19 protein-coding genes and 2 pseudogenes are annotated in these 25,085 nt (G+C 44.8%); 8 read left to right on the top strand and 13 right to left on the bottom strand.

What is annotated here, in order from left to right; translation table 11 throughout:
- Positions 1-42: 42 nt before the first annotated feature.
- Positions 43-537 (top strand): pyridoxamine 5'-phosphate oxidase family protein, encoded by a 495-nt coding sequence (locus AOT82_RS07415; RefSeq protein WP_071002464.1) that lies wholly within the window; start codon positions 43-45, stop codon positions 535-537.
- Between the two features lie 98 nt (positions 538-635).
- Here AOT82_RS07415 and pgsA read toward each other — a convergent pair whose 3' ends face one another.
- The 3 genes from pgsA to acs all read right to left on the bottom strand — a co-directional run bounded on the left by pgsA (position 636) and on the right by acs (position 5,357).
- The gene (gene pgsA, locus AOT82_RS07420; protein WP_071003712.1) at positions 636-1,316 is read right to left on the bottom strand and encodes a CDP-diacylglycerol--glycerol-3-phosphate 3-phosphatidyltransferase; all 681 of its coding nucleotides are present in this window, start codon (positions 1,314-1,316) and stop codon (positions 636-638) included.
- A gap of 678 nt (positions 1,317-1,994) precedes the next feature.
- On the bottom strand, positions 1,995-3,158 hold the full coding sequence (locus tag AOT82_RS07425) for an NAD(P)/FAD-dependent oxidoreductase (protein WP_071002466.1): 1,164 nt from the start codon (positions 3,156-3,158) through the stop codon (positions 1,995-1,997).
- 237 nt (positions 3,159-3,395) lie between these two features.
- The gene (gene acs, locus AOT82_RS07430) at positions 3,396-5,357 is read right to left on the bottom strand and encodes an acetate--CoA ligase (protein WP_071002467.1); all 1,962 of its coding nucleotides are present in this window, start codon (positions 5,355-5,357) and stop codon (positions 3,396-3,398) included.
- Between the two features lie 437 nt (positions 5,358-5,794).
- Here acs and AOT82_RS07435 point away from each other — a divergent pair, with 437 nt between their 5' ends.
- Positions 5,795-7,078 (top strand): NAD(P)/FAD-dependent oxidoreductase, encoded by a 1,284-nt coding sequence (locus tag AOT82_RS07435; RefSeq protein WP_071002468.1) that lies wholly within the window; start codon positions 5,795-5,797, stop codon positions 7,076-7,078.
- A gap of 216 nt (positions 7,079-7,294) precedes the next feature.
- On the opposite strand, the pseudogene AOT82_RS07440 reads toward AOT82_RS07435, so the two are convergent.
- Positions 7,295-7,741 (bottom strand): annotated as a pseudogene (locus AOT82_RS07440) (IS1595 family transposase); the annotation flags it as partial.
- A gap of 60 nt (positions 7,742-7,801) precedes the next feature.
- Here AOT82_RS07440 and AOT82_RS07445 point away from each other — a divergent pair.
- On the top strand, positions 7,802-8,503 hold the full coding sequence (locus AOT82_RS07445) for an IS1 family transposase (RefSeq protein WP_071001266.1): 702 nt from the start codon (positions 7,802-7,804) through the stop codon (positions 8,501-8,503).
- Positions 8,504-8,532: 29 nt separating this feature from the next.
- Here AOT82_RS07445 and AOT82_RS07450 read toward each other — a convergent pair.
- A pseudogene (locus AOT82_RS07450) lies at positions 8,533-8,748 on the bottom strand (IS1595 family transposase); the annotation flags it as partial.
- 17 nt (positions 8,749-8,765) lie between these two features.
- Between AOT82_RS07450 and AOT82_RS07455 the strand changes: the two are divergent.
- Positions 8,766-9,731 (top strand): pirin family protein, encoded by a 966-nt coding sequence (locus tag AOT82_RS07455; protein WP_237182774.1) that lies wholly within the window; start codon positions 8,766-8,768, stop codon positions 9,729-9,731.
- Positions 9,732-9,829: 98 nt separating this feature from the next.
- Here AOT82_RS07455 and AOT82_RS07460 read toward each other — a convergent pair whose 3' ends face one another.
- The gene (locus AOT82_RS07460) at positions 9,830-10,936 is read right to left on the bottom strand and encodes an alkene reductase (RefSeq protein WP_071002472.1); all 1,107 of its coding nucleotides are present in this window, start codon (positions 10,934-10,936) and stop codon (positions 9,830-9,832) included.
- Between the two features lie 241 nt (positions 10,937-11,177).
- Positions 11,178-12,107: a DMT family transporter gene (locus AOT82_RS07465; RefSeq protein WP_071002474.1), complete on the bottom strand. Its 930-nt coding sequence runs from the start codon at positions 12,105-12,107 to the stop codon at positions 11,178-11,180.
- A gap of 626 nt (positions 12,108-12,733) precedes the next feature.
- Here AOT82_RS07465 and AOT82_RS07470 point away from each other — a divergent pair.
- Positions 12,734-12,988: a hypothetical protein gene (locus AOT82_RS07470; protein ID WP_071002476.1), complete on the top strand. Its 255-nt coding sequence runs from the start codon at positions 12,734-12,736 to the stop codon at positions 12,986-12,988.
- Between the two features lie 222 nt (positions 12,989-13,210).
- Here AOT82_RS07470 and AOT82_RS07475 read toward each other — a convergent pair whose 3' ends face one another.
- On the bottom strand, positions 13,211-14,017 hold the full coding sequence (locus AOT82_RS07475; protein WP_071002477.1) for a DUF2971 domain-containing protein: 807 nt from the start codon (positions 14,015-14,017) through the stop codon (positions 13,211-13,213).
- Between the two features lie 238 nt (positions 14,018-14,255).
- Here AOT82_RS07475 and AOT82_RS07480 point away from each other — a divergent pair, with 238 nt between their 5' ends.
- Complete coding sequence (locus AOT82_RS07480; RefSeq protein ID WP_071002478.1) at positions 14,256-15,260, top strand: lipoate--protein ligase; 1,005 nt, start codon at positions 14,256-14,258, stop codon at positions 15,258-15,260.
- 104 nt (positions 15,261-15,364) lie between these two features.
- Complete coding sequence (locus AOT82_RS07485; RefSeq protein ID WP_071002480.1) at positions 15,365-15,928, top strand: hypothetical protein; 564 nt, start codon at positions 15,365-15,367, stop codon at positions 15,926-15,928.
- Between the two features lie 319 nt (positions 15,929-16,247).
- On the opposite strand, the gene AOT82_RS07490 is transcribed toward AOT82_RS07485, so the two are convergent.
- Positions 16,248-18,383, bottom strand: a complete 2,136-nt coding sequence (locus tag AOT82_RS07490; protein WP_071002481.1) for an NADPH-dependent 2,4-dienoyl-CoA reductase — start codon at positions 18,381-18,383, stop codon at positions 16,248-16,250.
- 399 nt (positions 18,384-18,782) lie between these two features.
- Here AOT82_RS07490 and AOT82_RS07495 point away from each other — a divergent pair, with 399 nt between their 5' ends.
- Positions 18,783-20,447: an AMP-binding protein gene (locus AOT82_RS07495; protein WP_071002482.1), complete on the top strand. Its 1,665-nt coding sequence runs from the start codon at positions 18,783-18,785 to the stop codon at positions 20,445-20,447.
- Positions 20,448-20,543: 96 nt separating this feature from the next.
- Here AOT82_RS07495 and AOT82_RS07500 read toward each other — a convergent pair whose 3' ends face one another.
- From AOT82_RS07500 to hemA, 4 genes are all read right to left on the bottom strand, one after another.
- Positions 20,544-20,963, bottom strand: a complete 420-nt coding sequence (locus AOT82_RS07500; RefSeq protein ID WP_071002483.1) for a DUF6691 family protein — start codon at positions 20,961-20,963, stop codon at positions 20,544-20,546.
- 95 nt (positions 20,964-21,058) lie between these two features.
- On the bottom strand, positions 21,059-21,496 hold the full coding sequence (locus AOT82_RS07505; protein WP_071002485.1) for a YeeE/YedE family protein: 438 nt from the start codon (positions 21,494-21,496) through the stop codon (positions 21,059-21,061).
- A gap of 205 nt (positions 21,497-21,701) precedes the next feature.
- Complete coding sequence (locus tag AOT82_RS07510; protein WP_071002487.1) at positions 21,702-22,838, bottom strand: aminotransferase class V-fold PLP-dependent enzyme; 1,137 nt, start codon at positions 22,836-22,838, stop codon at positions 21,702-21,704.
- Positions 22,839-23,354: 516 nt separating this feature from the next.
- A complete protein-coding gene (gene hemA / locus AOT82_RS07515; protein WP_071002488.1) occupies positions 23,355-24,746 on the bottom strand; it encodes a glutamyl-tRNA reductase in 1,392 nt (463 codons plus the stop codon).
- Positions 24,747-25,085 lie beyond the last annotated feature (339 nt).

The raw sequence follows: 25,085 nt of genomic DNA on the forward strand, positions 1-25,085 counted from the left end.
ATAATTTTTACTCCAAATTTTAAATAGTAAAGGATAACTACGATGAGCAAGCAACAACAAATGGACACCATCCAAGAAATGGTAAAAGACATCAAATATACGATGATGACCACGCGCACCAGTGAGAACCATCTCCACTCATGCCCCATGAATACCACCGAGACCAGTATTGGTGCCAAAGAAATTTGGTTTATCGGTCACAGCCCTTGTGAGACCATCGATAACATTAAAAACGATCCACAAGTCAATTTGGCCTATGTCAGCCAAGACAACAAACAATATCTGTCTATCGCTGGTACAGCCGAGCTGGTAGATGATAAAGACAAGTTAGATGAGCTGTGGTCGCCTATGTACAATGCGTATTTTGAAAAAGGCAAAGAGGACCCACGCGTTCAGCTAATCAAAGTCACCCCACATGGCGCTGAGTACTGGGCAAATGGTAATGCCATCACTAGTGCTGTCAAAATGGCGGCGGCGGCAGTCACTGACACTGCCATTGAAAAAAGCTTGGGTGAGAATTTTTCGATAGAGCTGTAATGTTTCAATCTTTAAAACAGTAAGAATAGACAAATAAAAACGCCAGTCGCATGAGCCACTGGCGTTTTTTATGCAGGTTACGATTGTTTGTCTTACTATTAGCCGCTTTGCTTCAAATAAGGCCACGCAGCTTTGAGATAGATCATCATTGACCAAAGCGTCAATATAACAGCGGCGACCATCAGCGCATAACCGACCGTCTCAAGCGACTCCCAGTTTAATAACAGTACTGTAATCGCTATCATCTGAAAGGTCGTTTTTAATTTGCCCACATAGGACACAGCGACACTGGTTCGGTTGCCAAGCTCTGCCATCCACTCGCGCAATGCGGATACAGCGATCTCACGTGAGATGATGACGATCGCAGCGATTGCCATAATAATATTGGGATGCCATTGCACCAAAACGATCAAGGCCGCCGCCACCATCAGCTTGTCAGCAACTGGGTCCAAAAAGCGCCCAAACGCTGACATGACATTCAGCTTACGAGCAAAGTAACCATCTAGCCAATCGGTAATTGCTGCAATAATAAAAACGCTGGTTAATAATAAATGGCGCAATAGGCTATCGCTAAACTCACTCATCCCCACTCGCGCAATGACGTTGTCTGAGATTGCAGGCATACCGATGCCCATAGCAGGTGGCCAGTACGCAATCGCAACAAACAACGGAATCATCAAGATACGAGCAATCGTAAGATTGTTGGGCAAGTTAAAAATACTTTTAGTATTTTGCGAACTTGACGGCTCCTGCGTATGCAAATGCGTGCTCTCAGTCATGGCAAACCCAGTGTAATATCGACATAATAATGGCAGATAGCTTAGCATTTTTCCGTCATGCCGTCATGCCATCTCTTTAATGATTAAATGATTCAAACCATCAACATCGAGTCATTCGTTTCATAATGATATAACCCATTGAAATCATTTGTATCTTTTATTAAAAGCATCATAAAATTCTTAAAAACAATCTGCTACTTAATGTAACGTCCTATTATGTATAGGGCTCGATAGTTGGTCACAGGCTATTTACTTATCTGCGTCTTTCTTCTTACTTCCCAATGACAGAGTCTATGCTGTGATCGTGCAGCCGAGTATTTTTACAAAGTAATATACTGTAACCAAAACAGCCAAATAGGAGTCAGTCGGGTTATGATAGCAACTGTCACAAAACACTTGTACACTTAAATATGTAAGCAAATATATGTACCTATTGTATTGGTTATTATTGCCCTAATAAATGAGTGTATAGAAAGCCGATAACTATAATAAATCACGACCACGGAACTTGTGATCAATCTGCACAGCCCGTTTTCCTCAGCCCACAGCACCTCCTCTGTGGGCTTTTTTTTGCCTCGCTATTTATAACAGGCTCAAATCTCGATACCTATCGCTATAAATACGTAAAAACCTTTCTAGGGACTGGCAGCCGATAGATTCAGCCAGCCAGCAATCAACTCATATAGATCGTGCCCTACAGACTGCCTCTACTGTCTGCCGAGCTACCTGATAGCAGCTTTCGATATTGCCGCGTGCGCACCAGTCACCACTGACAATCCACTGTCTGGTTTCATCGACTAAGATACCTAGCTCTTTAGTATCTGTATCTATTATAGTAGCCGCATAGCGCCAGCGATGACAATCTGTTTGGCTTGGAGCACTATCTTTGTCCCAGTTTAAGGCTTGCTGCGCTGCCATTAATAACGTGGCTTTGACTGTCTCCAAATCATCATCGACGTGGACTTGTGACCAGTCATTACGCGCATGAATGGTGATGCTTGGTAATAGCTCATCACGAACGGGTTTATGATGCTCAATAAATATTCTATCGAGTACCTCACTATTTAAATAAGCAACATCCCATTGCGGTGCTGTTTGAGAGTTCAATGTTTCAGGTAATTCTTGGGCATTGTCCCAACCGAGCATCAACGTATAGCAGGCCTGCATCTGCGGCTGGGTGATGTTAACTTGCTGACTAAATCCACTGTCTGCCATCAGCTCTACTGCCTGACCGTTTGGTGCAGTACAAATGACCCAGTCAAACCAACCGAGGCTCTCCCCTGTCTCATCAAATAGCTCAGTTTTTTTATCATCTGAGTGAGTGGTATGCCTACCAAGCGGAGCCACACGCGTCTTAAACACTATGTTTGTGTGCTTGAGCCCAGCGGCCAATTCACGTCCCCAACTGGTCATTTTTGGCGTGCTGATATAGCGCGCGTGCACGGTATCCCACTGCTCTTTACTTTGGATATCAGGCGATTGACCATTATCATTTGCGGGTGTCAGCTCAACCACTCGGGCACACCATGGCTGTAGCAGCCCTGTCTTTAGCCAAGGGGCAATAAATTGCTGGAACTCAGCGGTTTTTGCCGTAAAGAACTGTGCCCCAAACGCCCATTGCCAGTTGCGGCCCGTCTCACTGTCAGTGCGATAGCGCGTTGCTAGACGGCCCACACTGCGTGACTTTTCAAATATCGTGATGTGCGGTGCATTTGAGCACACATTGTCAGTGTCCAAGATACGCTCTAGCAATGTGGCAGTCAGTAGCCCTGTCAGACCACCACCGATGATCGCGATTTTTGGTGAAGATTTATCCGTTGAAAGCAAAGTATGATCAGTCATAATGACAGGAAACCTTATCGAGTATTATGGCAAAACGATCTCTTATATGGCGGGCAACTAGTAGGTAGCAATGTTCGTTGACCATTGATATTGAATCGTCAAAACGCCGCAATATCAATATCGTCTGCGTAAAAAAGCCATGCTATTCACGATAACATGGCTTTTATTTGACGTTGCTGAACGGATATCAAAGTTGAAATAGCACCGTTCGCGTGCCCGATAGACGGGCTAACGCAACTACTCTCCGCGGCTCGCTTTGACTTCTTCTACCAAATCATTGATCACTGAGCTGTCCGCCAGTGTAGATAAGTCGCCCAATCCGACATACTGACCTTCTGCCAGCTTACGCAGGATGCGACGCATAATCTTTCCTGAGCGAGTCTTTGGCAGCGCATCCACCATATAAATAGCATCTAAGGTCGCAATCGGCCCAATCTCGGCACGCACATGACGTTTTAGCTCCGCTTTTAGATCGTCTGTTTTTTCTTCGCCAGACTTTAGAATGATAAAGGCACAGATACCTGTCCCGCGAATCTCATGCGGCATACCAACAATCGCGGCCTCGGCAGTAGCCGGATGAGCAACCAATGCACTCTCAATCTCTGCCGTACCCAAGCGATGCCCTGAGACGTTTAGCACGTCATCCACGCGGCCTGTGATCCAATAATGTCCGTCTTCATCACGCTGCGCACCATCACCTGTGAAGTAATAGCCGGGATAATCGCTAAAATAGGTTTTCAAAAAGCGCGGATGGTCATTGTAGATCGTACGCATTTGCCCAGGCCAACCAGTACTGATGACCAAATTACCTTCGGCAGCGCCTTCCATGATTGCGCCTTCAGCATTGACGACTTCAGGTTTAATACCATACAGCGGCGTCATCGCGGCACCTGGCTTAAGATCGACCGCTCCCGGAATCGGTGCCATCAAAATACCGCCTGTCTCGGTCTGCCACCACGTATCGACAATGGGACACTTGCTGTCACCAACGACATGATAGTACCAATCCCACGCTTCTGGGTTGATTGGCTCACCGACTGAACCCAGCAAACGCAGGCTTGAGCGATCCGACTCACGTACAAAGGCATCACCCTCTTTCATCATCGCTCGAATCGCCGTTGGGGCGGTGTATAAAATGGTCACGTCGTGCTTGTCGATGATGTGTCCGATACGTGCCCATGTTGGATACTCTGGCACCCCTTCAAAAATGACTGTCGTGGTGCCATTGGCGAGCGGTGCATATGTTGAGTAGGTATGACCTGTGATCCAGCCCACATCTGCGGTACACCAATAAACGTCATCTTCTTTGACATCAAAGACATCACGGAAGGTAGACAAGGCATAAGTGATATAACCCCCTGTGGTATGCACAACGCCTTTTGGCTTACCCGTTGAGCCAGAGGTATACAGTAAGAATAATGGATCTTCGGCATTCATCACTTCAGGCTCACAGATCTCTGATTGTCCATCAACGAGATTGTGATACCAAACATCGCGGCGACCGCTCATCGGTATAGAGTTGCCTGTGCGGTGGACGACGATGACTTTTTCGACACTGTCTGTGCCATCCATCTCAAGAGCATGATCGACATTGGCCTTGAGCGGTGTGTGCTTGCCGCCACGTAAACCTTCATCAGCCGTAATCACAACTTTTGAGCGGCTGTCTATCAAACGATTGCCCAGACTCTCAGCAGAAAACCCACCAAATACCACAGAATGCACCGCACCAATACGCGCACATGCCAGCATCGAGACCATGGCTTCTGGTATCATCGGCATATACAACGTGACCCGATCCCCTTTGCCAACGCCAAGCTTGCGTAGCGAGTTGCCTAGACGACAGACTGCTTCATGTAATTCTTTAAAAGAAATAATCTTGTGTAGTGAAGGGTGATCCCCTTCCCAAATAATAGCTGGCTTGTATGGATCTTTTTCGAGGTGACGATCAAGACAGTTGACGGAGATATTCAGCTCACCATCTTCAAACCATTTAATACTGAAATCGTCTAAGTCATAATTGACATTGCTGACTTTGGTCGGTTTTTTTATCCAGTCGATCAGCTCAGCACGCTTCGCCCAAAACGCATCATTTGCTTCGGTTGATTCGATAGATTGATTGTAGTCTTCGAGATACTTTTCAGGGGTGGTATTGGCAGCAGCCATAAACTCGGCTGAGATTGGAAATGATTTCTGGGTCATAGTATTGGTCCTTTTAATTATCATGACTTACATAGAAAGTCGTCTATAACGACTACCCATGCAGGCAATAAGAGTCATCTTCCATAATGCGTGACACTCAGCGATAGTTTGACAAATAAGCGTGTCGGTTGCAAGACATCATCAGTCAATCATAACAATTTCGCTGTACATCTGTATACTTGGTGATTGATAGCAGCGGTTATTGAAGAATTATTAGTAAGGATTATTGCAACATCACAATCAAGAGTGCGCTTGATATGCAGATGCCATGTCACAGCTCATCGGATATCACATTTAATCCTTGTAACCTCAAATGAAATATGGACAATAGCTGCCCTACCGATACTGCTTTAGACAACACCGCCGATCTGTATTATTAACACATACAATTGGTTTTGTTATCACCTTTTTTTAAATGATTGTTTTACGAGACCGCAATGACTAATCACCACAATGCACAACCCTCTACTCACTATGACGTCATCATCGTCGGCGCTGGCGCTTCAGGATTATATTGTGCGCTCACCGCAGGTCGCCGTGGTCGTCGCGTTTTGGTCATAGATCACGCCAATAAAGCAGGCAAAAAGATTTTGATGTCAGGTGGTGGCCGCTGCAACTTTACCAATTACTTTGTGGAGCCTGAGCATTTTATCGGTGCCAATCCTCACTTTTGTAAGTCGGCACTGAGTCGCTATCCAAGCTGGGAGTTTATCGGCATGGTAGAGGCGCATCAGATTCCCTACCATGAGCGTGAACACGGACAGCTATTTTGTGATGATTCTGCCCAAGATATCCTCACTATGCTCCTTGATGAATGTACGGCTGTCAGTGTGCAAATCAAGCTCAATACCCAAATCAATCATGTACAGACGACTGACCATGATAAAGCAAAACGGTTTGAGCTAATAACCAGCAAAAAGCTTGGCAAAAAAGACGTCGCAAGCGAGAGTCAATCGTCACAGACGCGCTATCGTTGTGAGTCGTTAGTGGTAGCCACTGGTGGTTTGTCTATTCCAACGATGGGCGCAAGCGGCATTGGCTACGAGCTAGCGCAGCAGTTTGGGCATACACTGATAGCAACCGATGCCAGTCTCGTACCATTTACCTTCACGGACAAAACAGGCAAGCTGATTCGTAGCTTAGCAGGCATCAGCCTACCAGTCATTGCCAGCAATGAGCGTATCTCTTTTAAACTGCCTGTACTGTTTACCCATCGCGGGCTTTCTGGCCCTGCCATGCTCCAGCTATCGAACTATTGGCACAGTGGTGAGACGATCAGCATTAACCTACTGCCCGATGTAGATGTCACCGATATTTTACTCACCCGCAAAAAGTCACACCCACGCCAACTGATCCGTACTGTATTGGCAGAAAACACAGACAACGCACTACCCAAAAAACTATTGGCAGCACTACAAACCCAGCTTTGGGACGATATCAAAGATACTGAGCTTGCCAATATCAAAGATGAGCGACTGAGTGAGCTTGGCGCTACTCTCAATGGCTGGCAGCTCAAGCCCTCTGGTACTGAAGGCTACCGTACGGCTGAGGTCACACGCGGCGGCATAAAAACTGACGAAGTATCCTCAAAGACCATGCAAAGCAATTTGCAAGAGGGCTTGTACTTCATCGGCGAAGTGCTCGATGTAACAGGCTGGCTTGGTGGTTATAACTTCCAATGGGCTTGGGCCAGTGGCTTTGTGAGTGGCGAGGTGGTTTAAGAAGCAGTCGCATTTGATAGCATAAAATAAACACGACATAAGTTCATTACACTATAGAATTATAGTATAATATTCACTTACTGTTATTTATGCTAGATAGAATTGCGAGGTACTCGATGCGCCCAATCAAACAGATTCATGGTGATAAAGCACCGCATTGGGTCGGTGACGGATTTTTTGTGAAAACATTGATCAAGGGGCTGTAGTAGATAAGGATTAAATATCACACCATTTTCTCAGGAATTTTAGCTGATTAGATGGTGAACCATAGTTAAATCTAAACTCACATTCTTTTAAAAATAAATGGAAGTTCTTCTTATCGATTCCATTATACTTTCTGAGTGTTCGTTTAGACTGATTCCAGAAGTTCTCAATGCCATTGATGTGATTGTTTTTACCGCAAGTGAACTCTTTAGAGTGATTGACTCTGAAATGTTTAAACTCGCTCACATCCAGTGCATTGTAACTTCGATAGCTATCCGTATAAACAAAGCTGTCAGGCTTGATTTTACGCTTAATAACAGGCATTAGAGTAGTCTGTTTGGTGTCTGCTACGACAATGGTATACACCTTACCGTTTCGTTTTAGAATCCCAAATACAGCGGTTTTACCAGCAGCCCCGCGACCTCTTTTGCCTTTGCGTACACCGCCAAAGTAACTTTCGGTGGTGGTTCAAAAAGTAGGCTGAAAAAAAACAGGCTGAGAAATTGATAAAATAGTGAAATGCAAATCACACTATACATCAAATGCCCAGCCTGTCTAAGTGACAGTATAAAGAAAAATGGCTTCAAAAGCTATGGTAAACAAAACTATAAATGCAAAGACTGCAAACGGCAGTTTATTGGCGACCATGCCTTAACGTACCAAGGCTGTCACTCCCAAAAAGATAGCAAAATACGCCATCTTATGGTTCGAGGCAGTGGCATAAAAGACATCGCTTGCGTTGAAAAAATTAGCAAAGGCAAAGTACTAGCCACCCTAAAAAAGTGTCACTACCAAATAACCCCCAAGCAAAGGCAATATGACTGTCTTGAAGTAGATGAGCTTTGGACATTCGTAGGTAAAAAGACCAACAAACAATGGCTAATTTATGCCTATCACCGTGACACAGGTGAAATTGTTGCCTATGTGTGGGGAAAACGAGACCTTAACACTGTCAAAAAGCTTAAAGCTAAGCTGAAAGCTTTAGGCGTAAGTTGTGCTAAAATCGCTAGTGATACCTGGGATAGCTTTGTTACTGGTTTTAAGGGCTTTACCCAAGTCATTGGCAAGTTTTTCACGGTCGGTATTGAAGGTAATAATTGCACTATCAGACATCGAGTAAGGCGAGCATTTAGGCGAAGTTGTAACTTTTCTAAAAAGCTGGAAAATCACTTTAAAGCCTTTGATTTAGCTTTCTTTTACATCAATCATGGGTATGTCTAATGTTAGCCTACTTTTTGAACCATCACCTAACTTTCATCTAATTCGACCTCACCATCAAAAAGCTCATCAGCTTGTAATGAGAGATGGTAATCTATCACAAGTCTTATTTTATGATAAAAAAGTGCAGCACTGTTAGGCTGGATATTAAGCAAATCTGCGGCTGTTCTAGCAGTCACTTCAGCCGTAAAAAACTCTAACAGCCTTCGCTGTATTTTTTTACTTAGTTTACAATGGGTTATCTTCATAAAAGTAGTCTAGCATAGTGCTTATCTACTACAGCCCCTTGATCAATTATGTCGATGACCAACCAGACTTCAATTACAGTCATACCGATCCATTTTTACTATTTGATTATGGCGAGCCGACGACGTTTGCACCAAATCCTGATTATCAGACGCAGCCACATGGCATTGGCAAACACCCTCATAAAGGTTTTGAGACCGTCACCCTCGCGTACTCAGGTGAGATCAGTCATGCTGACTCAATCGGTGGGCGTGGGGAGATTTTGGAAGGCGATGTGCAATGGATGACCGCTGGTCGCGGCATTCTACACGAAGAGTTCCATTCTGAGGCGTTTGGGCAGCGCGGTGGTGTGTTTAGTATGGTGCAAATGTGGGTCAATCTGCCAAGCGCGCACAAGCTGACTGATCCTAAATATCAATTTATCAAACGTGCTGAGATGCCTATCATAGAATTGGTGGACAGTCGCGATGCCGACTCTCAAGATAATCTTACTAAAGATGCTGTTGCTCAAAGCGCTGACAAACAAACGGTCATCGGTCAAGTTGCCATCATTGCAGGTGACTGGCATGGCGTCACAGGTAATGCGGTAACCTTTACGCCCATTAACCTATGGGATATCGCGCTGCATACCGCAGGCACAACGATACTCGAAGTACCTAGCACGCACAATACCCTGCTTCTCGTACAAGAAGGCCGAGTACTGGTCAATGGCACATCTATCAGTGCAGGCAATCTGATTCAGTTTGCAGCGCCGATTGAACCATCTGTAGATTCTCAACCTGTACCTTTATCTGATGCTGCTACCGATACTATTGAGCTCACCTATTCTACCGATAACGATGAACACACTCCTGCCAAACTACTGTTGTTAAGTGGTGAACCTATCGGTGAGCCTATCGCAGGTCACGGCCCCTTTGTAATGAATACCCAAGATGAGCTACGACAAACGTTCCGTGATTATCAAACAGGCAATTTTGGTACATAATGAAAATAGAAGCACAAAAAAGCCCTCTGACTACCGATAGTCAGAGGGCTTTTATGAAGCATAATTTAGCTATTTAGTCAGCAGAACCGACAAATAAACTATTGCGCCTGATCCATAAACGGATAATCAGTGTAGCCAACCGTGCTGCCACCATAGAAGCTCTCTGGATGCTGCTCGTTGAGCGGTGCACCCTCTTGAATACGTTCAGCGAGATCAGGATTGGCAAGATAATCACGACCGAATGCTACTGCGTCGATATAACCTGCCTTGATATTTTTTTCTGCTTTGTCCGCATCATAGCCTCCCGCCGCGATGATGGTCTGATCGAACGCATCACGGACACGCTGACGGAACTCATCGCTATACGGCGTACCCCCTGCCCAGTCTGGCTCTGACAGATGCAAATACATTAGACCACGCTTGTTGATTTGCTCAATCAGCCAAATGTTATCGTCTTCTTCGTAGCCTCCCTCAACATTGTTGAACGTGCCAAGTGGTGAAATACGAATACCCACGTGATCAGCATCCCATGCCTCTGCGCAAGCATCAATCACGTCCAAGGTCAGACGCGCGCGGTTTTCGCGGCTGCCACCGTACTCATCGTCACGCTGATTGGTATGCTTGGCCCAAAACTGATGCAGCAAATAACCATGCGCGCCATGAATCTCAATACCATCAAACCCCGCTTCCTGCGCGCACTTGGTTGCATGTGCAAAGTCAGTAACCACTTGCTGAATCTCATCAAGACTGGCTGGGCGCGGCGGCGTGGCATCCGCGCGAATGGCTTGGTTGTCACTATCACGCAATGAGGTACGGATACCTACATCGACATCTGAGGCTGAAATTGGCGCACGGCGCTCAGGTTGTACGCTTTCATGTGAGACAAGTCCTGTGTGCCATAGCTGGACGACAATCTTGCCACCTTTGGCATGGACATTGTCAACGATGGCTTTCCATGCAGTGACTTGATCTTGAGTATGTAGCCCTGGTGCGCCTGCATAGCCTTTTGCTTGAAACGATACTTGCGTCGCTTCAGTGATGACAAGGCCCGCCCCTGCACGCTGCGAGTAGTACTCTGCTGCCCATGTGATAGGGACATCGCCTGGCTCAACGGCACGCAGACGTGTCAGTGGAGCCATCATAATGCGGTTTTTTAGCGTTTGTGTGCCCATTTTTACAGGCTCAAATAAAATATCGTGTGCCATAATCTGTCCTATTGGTTATTGTCGCTATTTATGATCTTTAGTTATAGCAACCATCATTCATACTGATTATTATCGAATGCTGTTTAGAAAAACTTATAATATCATTAGTAAATCTACGTTTAGCGCCTACATTTATAGGGGATAGATTTCATTATTCCAAGCAATATTTACAAACAGATACAACAATATTCACCTATACAAATCTTCGTATTTGTTTACTACGAAGACTGTTTACTAAGCCTTAAATACTGTTCATCTGGGCCTTGTCTTTTGGCTTTAGCATTTTCTTAATTGATAGCTCTAATGACAGATATGTGCCGATTAATATCACAATCGAACCAATGATGGCTTGTATATTTAGCGCCTCGCCAAGCAATAGATAGCCCAAAATAATCGCAAAAATTGGAATGACTAACGTGATACTCGTGGCACGCGTTGGCCCAATATTTTTGATCAACTGATTCATAAAAATAAGGGCAATGGCGGTTGAAAACACACCGATACATATTACAGATACCCATGCCTTTATGCTGATCGCTTTGCCATAAGGGAACTCTGTAAAAGTCACCGGCAGCATGATAAGGCTACCGATGATGAGTGAACCTGCCGTGATCGCAACTGGCGAGACATCGTATAAGTAGTTTTTGGTGATGTTTGCGCCAAGCGCATAACCCACACAAGCGAATAGCGCGTAGCCCATCGGTAATAATCCCTCGACCAAGCCTTTACCCTGATCGCCACCACCAAATAAGCTTTCGCTCATCAATATAATCACCCCAACTACCCCAATCACCAATCCAAGCGCTTGTTTTTTGGACAGTCTGTCTTTAAAGAAGACGCGAGCGATAAAGCCGCTCATCATCGGTACGGAAGCGTTTAGTACGGCGAGTACGCCTGCATTCACTGACTGCGCAGAAAAAGAAAACAACACAAATGGCAATGCGGCAGAGAATAAGCCAACCAGCGACAGCATTTTCCAGTGCTGTTTGATACCAACTCTGTTTTTCTTTTTTAGCAGTACAAATACGAGCATGACCAATCCTGCAAAAATCACCCGCAAACTGGCAAATGCCAACGAACCAAATTCAGGCACGCCAACCCGATAAAACACAAAAGAGAGTGACCACATAAAAGAGAGGGTCACAAAGATGATGAGATCACGGTTGGTCATCGGATAATCCTATTAAGCACGTAGACTGCATTTGCCAACTCGTGTCGGTCATAACCGTCTGATATGTGGTGGAGGTTAATGTGCTAATAAGGCACTATGATGGTAAATCTATAACCACCTTGTATATTGCTTTTTATAGGTGTCATCGCACATTCTTATGGATTAACCTGTCTTATTTAAAGCCATTTCACGATGTCTAGCTTTTCTATATCTTAGATAACTGGGTAAAATACTTTATCGAGCGAAAAGCCAGTAGACGCTGCTACCCTACAATTTTTCTACTTTAGCCTATTTCAGCGCTTTATTATTTATATACTGGCAAACTCCAAAGTCACTCTTGAGTCATTACCCTCATCAGTATGTATAAGAATAGAACCTATCTTGATATCGAAGCTTTCTAACAATAAGACTCATCGATAGACAATCTTAATAATATCAAAGTATAAGCAATGCCATCTAATCAGTAGGAGGTTTCCTTAAAAATATAATAATTGATATTTGTTTGCTAATTTTTTACTATCTATTTACTATCTAAGAGGTATTGGCTCGTATCTGGCGATACAAAAATAGATGACAAATTACACAAAAAGCTAAACTGTCAGTATGAGGGCGCTGAAGGTGCAGCGATGAGTTATAGCTTTAGGCAGGTCTCTTATAACCTGCCAGGACTTGGCAAAATGGCCACATCTAATCAAGCAAACTACAATGACCGTAATGAGATCACTGGATGGACGACCACCGTCAATGATGAGCCAGCCATTATCAGATATCGTTTGCCAAGCAATCAGCGTATCGTCAGTGATGCCTATGCGCAGTCTGGCAAAGCGGTGATGCAGTGTTATCTTAGTACCAAGTCGCAGTGGGAGATTTGTGCTGAATAAAGTTGAATGCTCTTTAGGCTTGGGTTATATCTCTGTAAACTCACTTATAGCTACGATGCTCGAGATTGCCATTTAATATTAATAGATAGTAAGTGGCAATCAAACACAGAAGCCATTCGTATTTTTTTGGATAATATGAGAAGAGAAGAATATAATAGTTTGAATTGAGACATTTTGACGTAGGTTCAATTGTACTATTGATCATTCACTGTAACTGCCTAGTTAATTGCTAATTCTCTTCTTCAAATCCCAAGAATTTAAGTCACATTCACAGTGGTAAACTTCAATACCTTGTTTTTTCCAGCTCTGAATTAATAATGCGTACTCATCTTGTGAGACTGTTGCTGCTCTCGATATATTTTTATAAACATTTTTGCCTAAATATACTTCTTTTATTGAGCTTTTAGGGATAGAAAAACAGTATAGCGGTCGACCTGCTATTGTGATTTTATTGAAGTCTCCAAAAACTCCTTTCCCGCTGTGATAACTAGCTTTAAGGCTTTTAACTTCTTTTACTACTCTCACCTCTTCTTCGTAAGCCCAGTCTAATGATTTATATAAAAAAGCTCTTTTTGCAAGATTAAATATATTTCCTTCAAATAGAATATTTTGACCAATATCCATTAACTCATCTTCACTTATTAGATCTAAGTCATTGTGCAGTTTAGTTTTTGTATATATTACCTCACCAAGCTGATACGGAATAAAATTATCAGAAAGTGAATGCAAGTTAGCTTCTTCAACATCAATTCCAATAACAACTCCCTGATGAGAATCTCCATAATGAGCCCACATCAAAGGATTTAGTGGTTGTCTAGTTAAAGATAGAACAACGTATCCTCGAGAAAATCTATTTCTACAAGCATTTTGAGCAATTTTGGATGTTGTGAAAGAATTTGATTGTGCTTTAAAACCCAAAGCAGTACATTCGAAAGGATCATTGAAATCCTCTAGATGAGTAAAACCAATGGATGAAGTTTCAATAGCTTTCATCGCGCCTGATAATGACATGTATTTGTATAAAATCATAAAACCCCTTCTATGCTAAAAGTAGATTACTTCTGTAAGCTTAACCTTTTATATTAATTAGGTCTTGGCTACAGATCACTTTAGATCACTTTCTTAAAAAATTTTATAAACATATTAGGCTTTTCTAAATTATTCTTCTTATTACAACGACATTGAATTCTAACGCCGCATCGGTAAGAATGTCAGTGCCTATTTATAACGCTCACTCTATAAAAACTATCTGAAAGAAGGATCTATCATGAAACTACGCATCTTAAAGTCTGCGGTGACCAATCCGTGGTTCAATCTTGCCACCGAGGATTGGATATTTAATACGCTCAATCCCGACTCACACACGCTTTTCTTATGGCGCAACTCTGAGACCGTGGTCATTGGTCGCTCACAAAACCCATGGGTAGAATGCAAGACGGATAAGATGGCAGCAGACGATGTCTTTTTGGCGCGGCGTCAAAGTGGTGGCGGTGCGGTATTTCATGACTTGGGCAATACCAATTTTACTTTTTTATCCCCAAAACACGCGTACGACCAAACGGCCAACTTTACCATTATCATCAATGCGCTAAAAAAACTGGGTATAGATGCCACCTTATCTGGTCGTAATGACATGCAAGTCGGCGATAGAAAAATATCAGGCAGCGCCTTCAAACACGCCGCCGATCGCAGCTTTCATCACGGGACACTGCTAGTCAATGCCAATATGCAAAAGCTTGGCGACTATCTCAATCCGCATCCCTTAAAGCTCAAAGCAAAAGGCATCAAATCGGTACGTGCGCGCGTGGCAAACTTGGTAGAGTTCAATGATGCCATCAATCATGAGACCTTGTCTGATGCGATTATCGAGGCGTTTTGTGAGTATTACGGAGAGACTGCGCCAGTTGAGCAGTTGGATGAAGCCAGCCTTTCCCAGCAGCCGGCTCTAAACGCTTACTACCAGCAGATGGCTGACTGGGATTGGCGCTTTGGCAAGACGCCTGAGTTTAGCCATCATATCGAGACGCGCTTTGATTGGGGCATGATGGATGTGCATATGGATGTCAAGCAGGCTGTGATTACGGAGGTTGTTATCTTCTCTGATGCGTTAAATATTGAGCTGATTGATTTGCTCAAAGAGACATTGACTGGTGTGAAATATAATAAGCATGAGATTCAAGATGCGCTTGCCGAGCTAGCAAAAGCGCAACCTGAACTAGCGACGCAAGTTAGTGATTTTGAAGGGTGGTTGGTTGGTGAGATGAATGCTTGAGCTTGTAGTCTGCTGATATCTTGATCTTATATGTCTTTGCATCTCACTTAGCATTTTAGAGGTAGCTATTTAAAGTTAATCCGTTAAAAAAGGTGGAGTGACTCATGGAACAAATCGCCATTATTTTCTTTGCACTGAATTCTTTTTTGGGGATGGAAGACAATACTATTTCAGCCGATAAAACGACTGTGACGGTATACCCTCGACGCCAAATAATAGAAATCACTCAACAAGACTTATTTGCTATTGTCCACTCGGATACAGATGCAACCTACGTCAAACGACAGTGGGCTAGCGTATCGGCTCACTCACAGCAAGGTACTGGCTGGGCAAAAGCATTAGCGCCTTTCCCGAGTAAAACGATAACGCTAGTAACGGTTAATAACCAAGTTCAGCCACAGCTAACGCTAAGTTATAACGATGAGAAAGATTTGCGTGCGATGGGTATCTGGTATAACGCTGATAAAAATCATTTCTCTATCAACCATGTACCCCAAGATAATCTGCAAACGACAGAGGGTGAATTAATAGGAAAATATTGGGTGTTTAACGCAGATCAGCCTTTTAGCTTTACCCTTGAGCCGTTCAAAGCGCTACCTCAGGTATACCAGAATCTTAAACAACCGTTAACACAAATACTGGCTGAAGACGATGATCTAGTACAATAGCCTCTCACTAACATCGCTCTACACTTAAAGCCTTTTTCATTAAAATAATTACGATATAGTTAGATTACTATAAAATCGATACAATAAGATTCAACGTTATTTTTCGCAGCCTCTGGAGACGCAGTCACAGCAAGCAAGAAAAATAGCGTTGAATCAAATGAATTTATTGTCCTGTATTGTTTTTATTTAGACTTGACTATACTAGACTGAAAAATAAAACTAAATAAATAACGCACTAACAACCACATTTTCCAAAGCAAAAAAAGCAGCCAGATAATCTATCTTGCTGCTTTTACATTTAACTCAAGCTATCTAACTTTTAGATTTCTGCCGCGACTTCAGCACCATCACGAATCGCACGTTTGGCATCTAGCTCAGCGGCGAGCTTAGCACCGCCGATGAGATGATATTGCGCGTCTGGTGCATCACCGACATTTGGCATCAGACTGGCGACTGACTCTTGACCAGCACAGACGACGACGCTATCGACACGGAGTAGCTGGCTTTGACCTTGGGCGTTGGTGACCCAAATACCTTCGTTGGTGATTTTGTCGTACTGCACGCCAGCGACTTGGATGACGCCATGCGATTTGATATGCGCGCGATGTACCCAGCCTGAGGTTTTGTTCAGACCACTACCCAAACGGCCTTTGCTACGCTGCATCAGATAGACTTGGCGAATGGGCTTAATCGCTTTAGGTCTGACCAGTCCGCCATCACTTTGATAATCGGTATCGTTGGTCACGCCCCATTCCTCGCGCCACTCGCTGATGGACTGAGGTTCAGGGCGATAATCTGGATCTTTTAGACCTTCAGGGCCGATCTCATCCAGCGATTGTCCGTGATTGGCAGTCAGATATTCACTAACATCAAAGCCAATACCGCCAGCACCGATGACCGCCACGGTGTTGCCCACGGCTTTTTCACCAGAGAGCAATTCAGCGTAGCTGATGACTTGTGGCAGATCAGCCCCTTCAAGCTTACCTGCGAGACTTCTAGGTACAACGCCAGTGGCGACGATAACATGATGGAACTTGGCTTTTTCCAACATGTCTTTATCTACAAAAGTATTAAGTTTAATCTCGACGCCTAAGTGCTCAAGCTCGTTGATATAGTAGCGAACAGTCTCAAAGAACTCTTCTTTACCCGGGATGACTTTGGCGTAGTTGAACTGTCCACCCAACACATCTTTGGCTTCAAACAAGGTCACTTCATGACCACGTAAGGCGGCGACATGAGCGGCTGACATACCAGCGACCCCGCCACCGATAACGGCGACTTTTTTCGGTTTCTTGGTTTTTTTGTAGACCAGCTCAGTCTCATAACAGGCTTGTGGATTGACCAAACAAGTCGAGCGTTTGTTTTCAAACGTATGATCGAGACACGCTTGGTTACAGGCGATACAGGTATTGATACGATCTGTCTGACCGTTTTTAGCTTTGTTGACCCAGTTTGCATCCGCCAAGAATGGACGCGCCATTTGAATCACATCTGCCTGACCATCAGCGATGATTTTTTCTGCGGTATCTGGCATGTTGATGCGGTTGGCCGCCATCATCGGGATGCTGATGTGTTTTTTGATCTCAGCGGTGAAATCAACGAAAGCGGCGCGTGGTACGCTGGTGACGATCGTCGGGACACGCGCTTCATGCCAGCCGATGCCCGTATTCATGATCGTCACGCCCGCTTCTTCTAGCGCTTTTGCCACGGTGATGACTTCATCCATGACGTTGCCATCTTTGACCAAATCAATCACTGACAAGCGGAATAGGATAATAAAATCTTCACCCACGGCTTCGCGAACAGCTTTGACCACATCGACGGCAAACTTCATCCGGCCATTGATATCGCCGCCGTATTGATCACTACGCTGATTGACGTGGCGCGATAAAAACTGATTGAGTAAGTAGCCCTCAGAGCCCATGATTTCGACGCCGTCATAGCCTGCTTGTTTGGCAAGACGCGCTGAACGAGCATAGTCTTTGACTGTCTGCTCGATATTTTTTATGCTCATCTTGCGCGGTTTAAACGGCGAGATTGGGGATTTGATTGGGCTAGATGACACCGCAAAAGGGTGATAGCCATAGCGACCACTGTGCAATATCTGCATGATGATTTTACTGTCATGCTTATGCACAGCACGAGTGAGGCGTTGGTGATTGATGACGTCAGCTTTGGTATTCATCGTACCGCCAGCAGGCAACAACCAACCTTCGCGATTGGGTGAGATGCCGCCTGTGATCATCATTGCCACGCCGCCTTTGGCACGTTCTGCAAAATACGCCGCCAGCTTACCATAATTATAAAAACGGTCTTCAAGCCCTGTATGCATAGAGCCCATGACCAAGCGGTTTTTTAGCGTGGTAAAACCCAAATCTAATGGCTCAAATAAATGTGGATAATATTCATTAGTGCTGGCGGAATCGATCGTATTGGCAGAACGGCTGGCGGTCATATCATTTTCCTTATGAATGGTTTTTTTGGACTATTTTTGCAGAACAGACATACTATAAGATGTAGCGTTATCAGTATCGTAACACACCGCTATTATCACTAGCTATGCAGACAAACGACTGATGAGTGAGCACTATTTAGCGACGATCAGAATACGATCGTGAAGTGTGCCAATTATCACACGAACTTGTGGCGTATCGTTAGGTTATTACGATAAAACCCGCTCCAGTGTTGACAATGTTTTTTTATAATCAGACAACTATTTTATCACTTCCTCCTCACCGCCCATTAGACTAATCGATAAACATCGACTATTCTAATTTAACACCTTTCTATGTTAAATTACGGTGCTGCGTTACCCTATTGACGCGTTATAAAAATACGATAAAGGATTATCATCATGACAGATTTTCATACTGGCCTCGGCAAAAACGCTGCCAATTATCAACCACTCACCCCTATTGATTTTATTATCCGTAGCGCTCAGGTTTATCCCGATAAGACTGCGATCATTTATGATGACCTTGCACACAACAATCTCACTCAGACATGGCAACAGACTTATACGCGCTGCCGTCAATTGGCGGATGGCTTACGCAAACTGGGTATTGATAAAAACGATACGGTCGCCGTCATGCTACCAAACACGCCAGCGATGGTCGAATGCGCCTTTGGCGTACCCATGTCAGGCGGCGTACTCTGCACGTTGAACACGCGCCTTGATATCAACGCCCTGACCTTTTGTTTGCAGCATTCAGAGGCCAAGGTGCTGATCTTGGATAGCGAGTTTGCGGAGCACGCTGAGATCATCAATGAGACCTTCCCAAACCTCATTGTCATTCACGCGACCGATCATGCTATCGATGTCGAGCCGTTTGGACAGATGAGCTATGAAGCATTGGTTGCCAGTTCAGACAGCTTGGATAATTGGGAGATGCCAGCGGATGAATGGGATGCCATTGCCCTGAACTACACCTCTGGCACAACAGGCAAACCAAAAGGCGTCGTTTATCATCATCGCGGTACTACGCTCAATGCGGTGTCGAATATTTTGGATTGGGATATGCCAAAGCATCCGACCTACTTGTGGACGTTGCCGCTGTTCCATTGTAACGGTTGGTGCTTCCCGTGGAGCATCGCTGAGCGCGCTGGGGTCAATGTCTGCTTGCGTAAGATTGATGCGGATTTGATATTGCAGCTAATTGCCAAGCATCAAGTGACCCATTACTGCTCTGCGCCCGTCGTCCATAACATGATTGCTGGCGGCAAACCTGAGTATAAGGAAGCCATTACGCATACCGTCAAAGGCTGGGTCGCTGGGGCACCGCCATCTGAAACCATGCTGGCAGCAATGGAAGCGATGGGCTTTGATATCTCTCACGTCTACGGTCTCACTGAGGTCTATGGGCCAGTGACCGTTTGCGCTGAGCAAGAAGAATGGAATGATCTTGATGTCGCCACCCGCGCCCAAAAGAAATCACGTCAAGGCGTGACCTCACACTTAATGACAGGGTTTGAGGTATTTAAACAAGGCACGACTGAGCCAGTCGCCGCCGATGGCGAAGAGATGGGTGAGCTGGCACTACGTGGCAATATGGTGATGAAAGGCTATCTAAAAAGCCGCAAAGCCACTGAAGAAGCATTCACTGATGGCTGGTTCCGCACGGGGGATTTGGGTGTCAAATACCCTGATGGCTATATCAAAATCATGGACAGACTCAAGGATATCATCATCTCAGGCGGTGAGAACATCTCTAGTATCGAGGTCGAAAATGTCTTATACAAGCTCCCTGCCATTGAGAGCTGTGCGGTCGTCGCCGCGCCACATGATAAATGGGGCGAAGTGCCCGTCGCCTTTATCGAGATTCATGAGGGCAGCACCTTGCAACGCGATACGGTAATAGCGCATTGTAGTCAGCACTTGGCAGGCTTTAAAGTGCCCAAATATATCGTCTTTGCCGAAATCCCAAAAACCAGTACGGGTAAAGTACAAAAGTTTGAGCTACGCCAAGCAGCCAAATCGTTGGCGCACGAAACGTCAAAAGTCACTGCGAGTGCTAAGTGATCTGACAATACATTAAATCCTGTCATCAACTAACATTCATAAAAAAGGTCAATCACATATACGTGGCTGACCTTTTTTAATGTTCACATTATTTAATTAGCCAATTTTTGGCTCAAACCACTGATAGACCAGCATTCCTACGACCATCGCAGGGATAAACACATACGCTTGCCACTGACCCGTCCCGAGCAAGACAATGCCTGGCCCCGGGCAAATACCCACCAGCCCCCAGCCGATACCAAACAACATGGCACCGATAATCAGTTGTTTGGTGATGACGGTTTTGCTTGGCATGTCAATGGGCGTGCCAATCCAGCTATTCTCTTGACGCTTGGCCAACAGCACACCAAAAAATGCAACGAACAACCCACCACCCATCACCAGGGCAAGGGAGATATCCCATGCGCCAAACACATCCAAGAACCCTTGTACTTTTACAGGGTCCGTCATACCTGACACCAGCAGCCCAAACCCAAACAGTAACCCTGCCAGCAATCCGATTATATTTTTTAGCATCGTCGTATCTCGCTATTATTATCTTCTATTAACTATCATATGTCGTGCGTGCTTTAGTCCTACTAGCAATCTCATGGCAATCTGCCATTGAGCATTTATAGTAGCCCTAGGACATGACGACCGATATACACGGTCACAATACCCAACAGCATAAAGGTGACGGTCGCGGCCAGTGAGCGTGGAGATAGACGTGCATTACCACAAATACCATGCCCACTGGTACAGCCTGAGCCAAGACGCGTGCCAAATCCGACCAGTAACCCTGCGGCAATTAACAGTGGCAAAGAAGTGCTAATCTCTACGTTAGGTAGCGGTCTTGCCAGCCTGTACAGCACGGGCGATATGACCAAACCCAGTATAAACAGTATCTGCCACATCTCTACACGCTTGGGTTTTAGCAAGCTTGAAAAAATGCCACTGATACCCGCTATACGGCCGATACCGAGCAGCAAAATAACTGTCGCTACCCCTAGCATCAGACCACCTACTAGAGATATCGGTGTAAATGCTTGCCAGTCTATTTGTATACTCATAACGGACTACCCATTTAGGTTTATTAAGTATTTGCTTAACGTTCGATTTATATAAATACATTATATTATAAAATATAATAAAAGGGTAAAAAAATACTGAGCACGTATGATGATAATAACGGCTCAGTATTTTATGATGATAAAAGCGTCTTCAGAAGTACTTATAAAGTTAGCGGTATCATTTTAAAAGGTTTCTCAATCATAACTACTGGCTTAGTACTTCATCCAGTGCGGACTCAAAACGCGTGACCGTACCATCGATATCGGTTAATTTATCCAAGCCAAACAGACCCAAACGGAACGTCTTGAAGCTGTCAGGCTCACCTACTTTTAAGGGTACGCCAGCGGCGATTTGCACACCCGCTGCCGCAAAAGCGCTGCCTTTATGCATATCATCACGATCGGTATAAGATACGACAACGCCAGGCGCTTGAAAGCCTTCAGCCGCAACGCTCTCGATGCCTTTGGCTTCTAGTACTTCACGAATACGTTTGCCAAGCGACCACTGCGCCTCACATAGCTTATCAAAACCAACCGCTTTGGCTTCATTCACCGCATCACGGAACTGGCGTAAGCTGTCTGTCGGCATCGTCGCGTGGTAGGCATGACCGCCGTTTTCGTAAGCGCGCATGATATTTAGCCATTGCTTTAGATCAATACTGAAGCTATCAGACTCTGTGCTGTCTACTTTTTTGACCGCCGCCTCGCTTAGCATGACAAGACCAGCGCCTGGTGTACTGCTCCAGCCTTTTTGCGGCGCGCTGATAAGCACATCGATACCCAAGTTTTTCATGTCTAACCAGACACAGCCTGACGCGATACAGTCGATAACCAACAATCCACCGACGCTATGCACAGCCGCGCTCAACGCTTTGATATAGTCATCTGACAAAATCATGCCAGACGAAGTCTCGACGTGCGGCGCAAATACCACTGCTGGCTGCTCTTCTTTGATTTTAGCTACCGCCGTGTCGATATCCACAGGTGCAAACGGCTTTGGTAACTCGCTATCATCTGCACGATTGGCAGTGAGTACGGTAGACGATTTGGCAATTTTGCCTTTTTCTAAAATCTGCGTCCAACGATAACTAAACCAACCATTACGAATGATGAGGCAATCTTCGTCATTTGCCAGTTGACGCGCGACCGCTTCCATACCATAAGTACCAGAACCCGGTACGATCGTCACGGCATCCGCGTTGTAGACAGATTTTAGATCACTAGATAAGTCATTCATCACTTGCTGAAAGGCTTTTGACATATGGTTTAGCGCACGATCAGTGTAGACCACTGAATACTCTAATAAGCCGTTTGGATCGATATCTTGACGTAATGCAGGCATGGAACACTCCTAGTATATGATTAGATGATGACTGTTTCTTAATTTTTTGGACCTTATTTTTATACCATAATATGGGGATAGGAAATAATATAGATACTAATATCGTTAAGTACCATAGATGATTGGTATCAACCGAATACTCATATCGAACAAAAATGAAGAAGATATAGGATAGACAAGATAACCCTTTAACCCAGCGCTACTGTCTTTAATGATGAGGTCATGTGTTGTTTTGATATCAATGCTTCAGATTCATGATATGCAAACGCACTGACTCTAATACACATTAATGAGGGCTATAAACATGGGGCGAAACTATTTCTAGTCACATTATAGTCACGACATGAGCGAGTCTCATCACCCTATGTTAAGCCAAACTGTCTTGACCCAAATCATCCATAAGATTTGATAGTAGCACTGATGCTAGAGGTTGACAACGATACGCTCAGGCACTGATATGGCTTGCGCGATTAGAGTTTTATTGGTAAGTGTTCGTTGATCGACACTGTGAGAACATCAGCGCCCGCGATGGGCATCCTGTAGCCCAGACACCACAAAATCTAGCAAATCGCTATCACCTTCGCGGGCCGCTTTACGCATGAGCTTGGATGGTGCGTGCGTCAGTGTTTGAGTCAGGCGCCGTGACAGCTCAATGAGAATATCTTCTGGACTGATATCTTTTTGTTGCAGCTTGGCAATGGACTCATGCAGTAGCTTATCTACTTGATTTTGAGTACAGGTACGATACTGCTGGATGTCTTTACCCACTTGGCGAACTTGGAAGCGACGATCTATTTCAACGACCAATTGACTGACTAAAAGTTCTGCATCGACCGCCGCTTGCCGACGCTGCTCGATGTTGCCAGCAATCACATGCTGCAAATCATCGACAGAATACAGATAGACATCATCCATACGACTGATGGTTGAGTCAATATCACGTGGTACGGCCAAATCTATCATTAGCATCGGCTGATAACGGCGACGCTTAAGCGCTTGCATGGTCATGGTTTTATCAATCAATAAATCCATGCTGCCACTACAGCTGCTGACAATATCGGCGTCTGCCAATACTTGCGGCAAATCTTGCAAGGGTCTGACGTCTATACGGCGATTGGGACTACGTAACTCAGCCGCCAATGCCTCAGCACGCTCAGGATTGCGATTACAAATAATCACTCGCCCAACGCCAAGTCCTGCGATATGGGTGGCAACCAAGCGATTCATCTCACCTGCCGCGACGACCAATAGCGTACGACTCGGCAAGTCATCAAATATCTGCGTGACCAATTTGGCCGCCGCAAAACTCAGCGATACCGCTTGCGCCCCAACTTGCGTCTCGTTACGTACTCGTTTGGCAGCGGCAAATACTTGATCAACGATCCAACCGAGCTGATTGCTCAATACTTTTTGCTCTTGTGCCAAATGCACAGAGCGCTTGATTTGACCAAGTATTTGCGGCTCACCCAGTATCATAGAATCCAGCCCCGCTGCGACTCTTAGCCAGTGGGTCAATGCGTGCGTGTCGCGGTGCACATAGAGATAAGGATCGATATCTACGAGTGGCAGCTGTTTGAATTCAGCAAGCCACGTCTTAATCTTGAGGATATGAGCGCTGATCATGCTTGATGTGACATGAGCACTGCTACTAAAATCATTATGAGAGATGGCGTGATCTGTCTGCTCATTGACTGCCGAGCTTGATGAGTGTGAGTGGTGCGGGGTCAACGTATGGGGCACAAGCGCGTAGATCTCAGTTCGATTGCAAGTGGAGACAATCACACTGCCATCCGTGAAGGATTCTATTTGCTCAAGCGCGACATTCACATCGTCACCCACCAGCGCCAAGCGCTCTCGCAGAGCGACTGGTGCAGTTTTGTGATTGACCCCAATGACCACTAATCTCATTATCGATAGACCATAAACATGACGCCTAGCTGCTCACTCACGCTATCTTATTATTTTTAAAAGACAGTTTTTGACGACAGCGCTGAAAGGAAGACCCTAAAAACCGCTTATTATATCATTATTGCTGGCGTTAATTAACACTCACCCATCTATGATAGCGATATCTCTGTATCTGGTCGCAAATGTAACAAATCAACTACCGATATGATTGATAAAATCAATGGATGTGTTTTGGCAAATAGTCGCTAAGATCGCCATAAATCATTCGCTTAGTGTCGCCTAACTTGTTATATTTCCACAGTATTCTGGTCAGCATAGCTATTTGTATAAAAGTACTAG

The sequence above is a fragment of the Psychrobacter sp. AntiMn-1 genome (genome assembly GCF_001854065.1).
Taxonomy (GTDB): Bacteria; Pseudomonadota; Gammaproteobacteria; order Pseudomonadales; family Moraxellaceae; genus Psychrobacter; species Psychrobacter pacificensis.

Bases quoted from the DNA above. Each gene is read 5' to 3' on its own strand.
- AOT82_RS07500 (WP_071002483.1), bottom strand. From the start codon at position 20,963: ATGCTAAAAAATATAATCGGATTGCTGGCAGGGTTACTGTTTGGGTTT.
- AOT82_RS07490 (WP_071002481.1), bottom strand. From the start codon at position 18,383: ATGACCGCCAGCCGTTCTGCCAATACGATCGATTCCGCCAGCACTAAT.
- pgsA (WP_071003712.1), bottom strand. From the start codon at position 1,316: ATGACTGAGAGCACGCATTTGCATACGCAGGAGCCGTCAAGTTCGCAA.
- AOT82_RS07445 (WP_071001266.1), top strand. From the start codon at position 7,802: ATGCAAATCACACTATACATCAAATGCCCAGCCTGTCTAAGTGACAGT.
- acs (WP_071002467.1), bottom strand. From the start codon at position 5,357: ATGACCCAGAAATCATTTCCAATCTCAGCCGAGTTTATGGCTGCTGCC.
- AOT82_RS07425 (WP_071002466.1), bottom strand. From the start codon at position 3,158: ATGACTGATCATACTTTGCTTTCAACGGATAAATCTTCACCAAAAATC.
- AOT82_RS07510 (WP_071002487.1), bottom strand. From the start codon at position 22,838: ATGCCTGCATTACGTCAAGATATCGATCCAAACGGCTTATTAGAGTAT.
- AOT82_RS07415 (WP_071002464.1), top strand. From the start codon at position 43: ATGAGCAAGCAACAACAAATGGACACCATCCAAGAAATGGTAAAAGAC.
- AOT82_RS07495 (WP_071002482.1), top strand. From the start codon at position 18,783: ATGACAGATTTTCATACTGGCCTCGGCAAAAACGCTGCCAATTATCAA.
- AOT82_RS07505 (WP_071002485.1), bottom strand. From the start codon at position 21,496: ATGAGTATACAAATAGACTGGCAAGCATTTACACCGATATCTCTAGTA.
- AOT82_RS07465 (WP_071002474.1), bottom strand. From the start codon at position 12,107: ATGACCAACCGTGATCTCATCATCTTTGTGACCCTCTCTTTTATGTGG.
- AOT82_RS07435 (WP_071002468.1), top strand. From the start codon at position 5,795: ATGACTAATCACCACAATGCACAACCCTCTACTCACTATGACGTCATC.
- AOT82_RS07485 (WP_071002480.1), top strand. From the start codon at position 15,365: ATGGAACAAATCGCCATTATTTTCTTTGCACTGAATTCTTTTTTGGGG.
- hemA (WP_071002488.1), bottom strand. From the start codon at position 24,746: ATGAGATTAGTGGTCATTGGGGTCAATCACAAAACTGCACCAGTCGCT.
- AOT82_RS07475 (WP_071002477.1), bottom strand. From the start codon at position 14,017: ATGATTTTATACAAATACATGTCATTATCAGGCGCGATGAAAGCTATT.
- AOT82_RS07460 (WP_071002472.1), bottom strand. From the start codon at position 10,936: ATGGCACACGATATTTTATTTGAGCCTGTAAAAATGGGCACACAAACG.
- AOT82_RS07470 (WP_071002476.1), top strand. From the start codon at position 12,734: ATGAGTTATAGCTTTAGGCAGGTCTCTTATAACCTGCCAGGACTTGGC.
- AOT82_RS07480 (WP_071002478.1), top strand. From the start codon at position 14,256: ATGAAACTACGCATCTTAAAGTCTGCGGTGACCAATCCGTGGTTCAAT.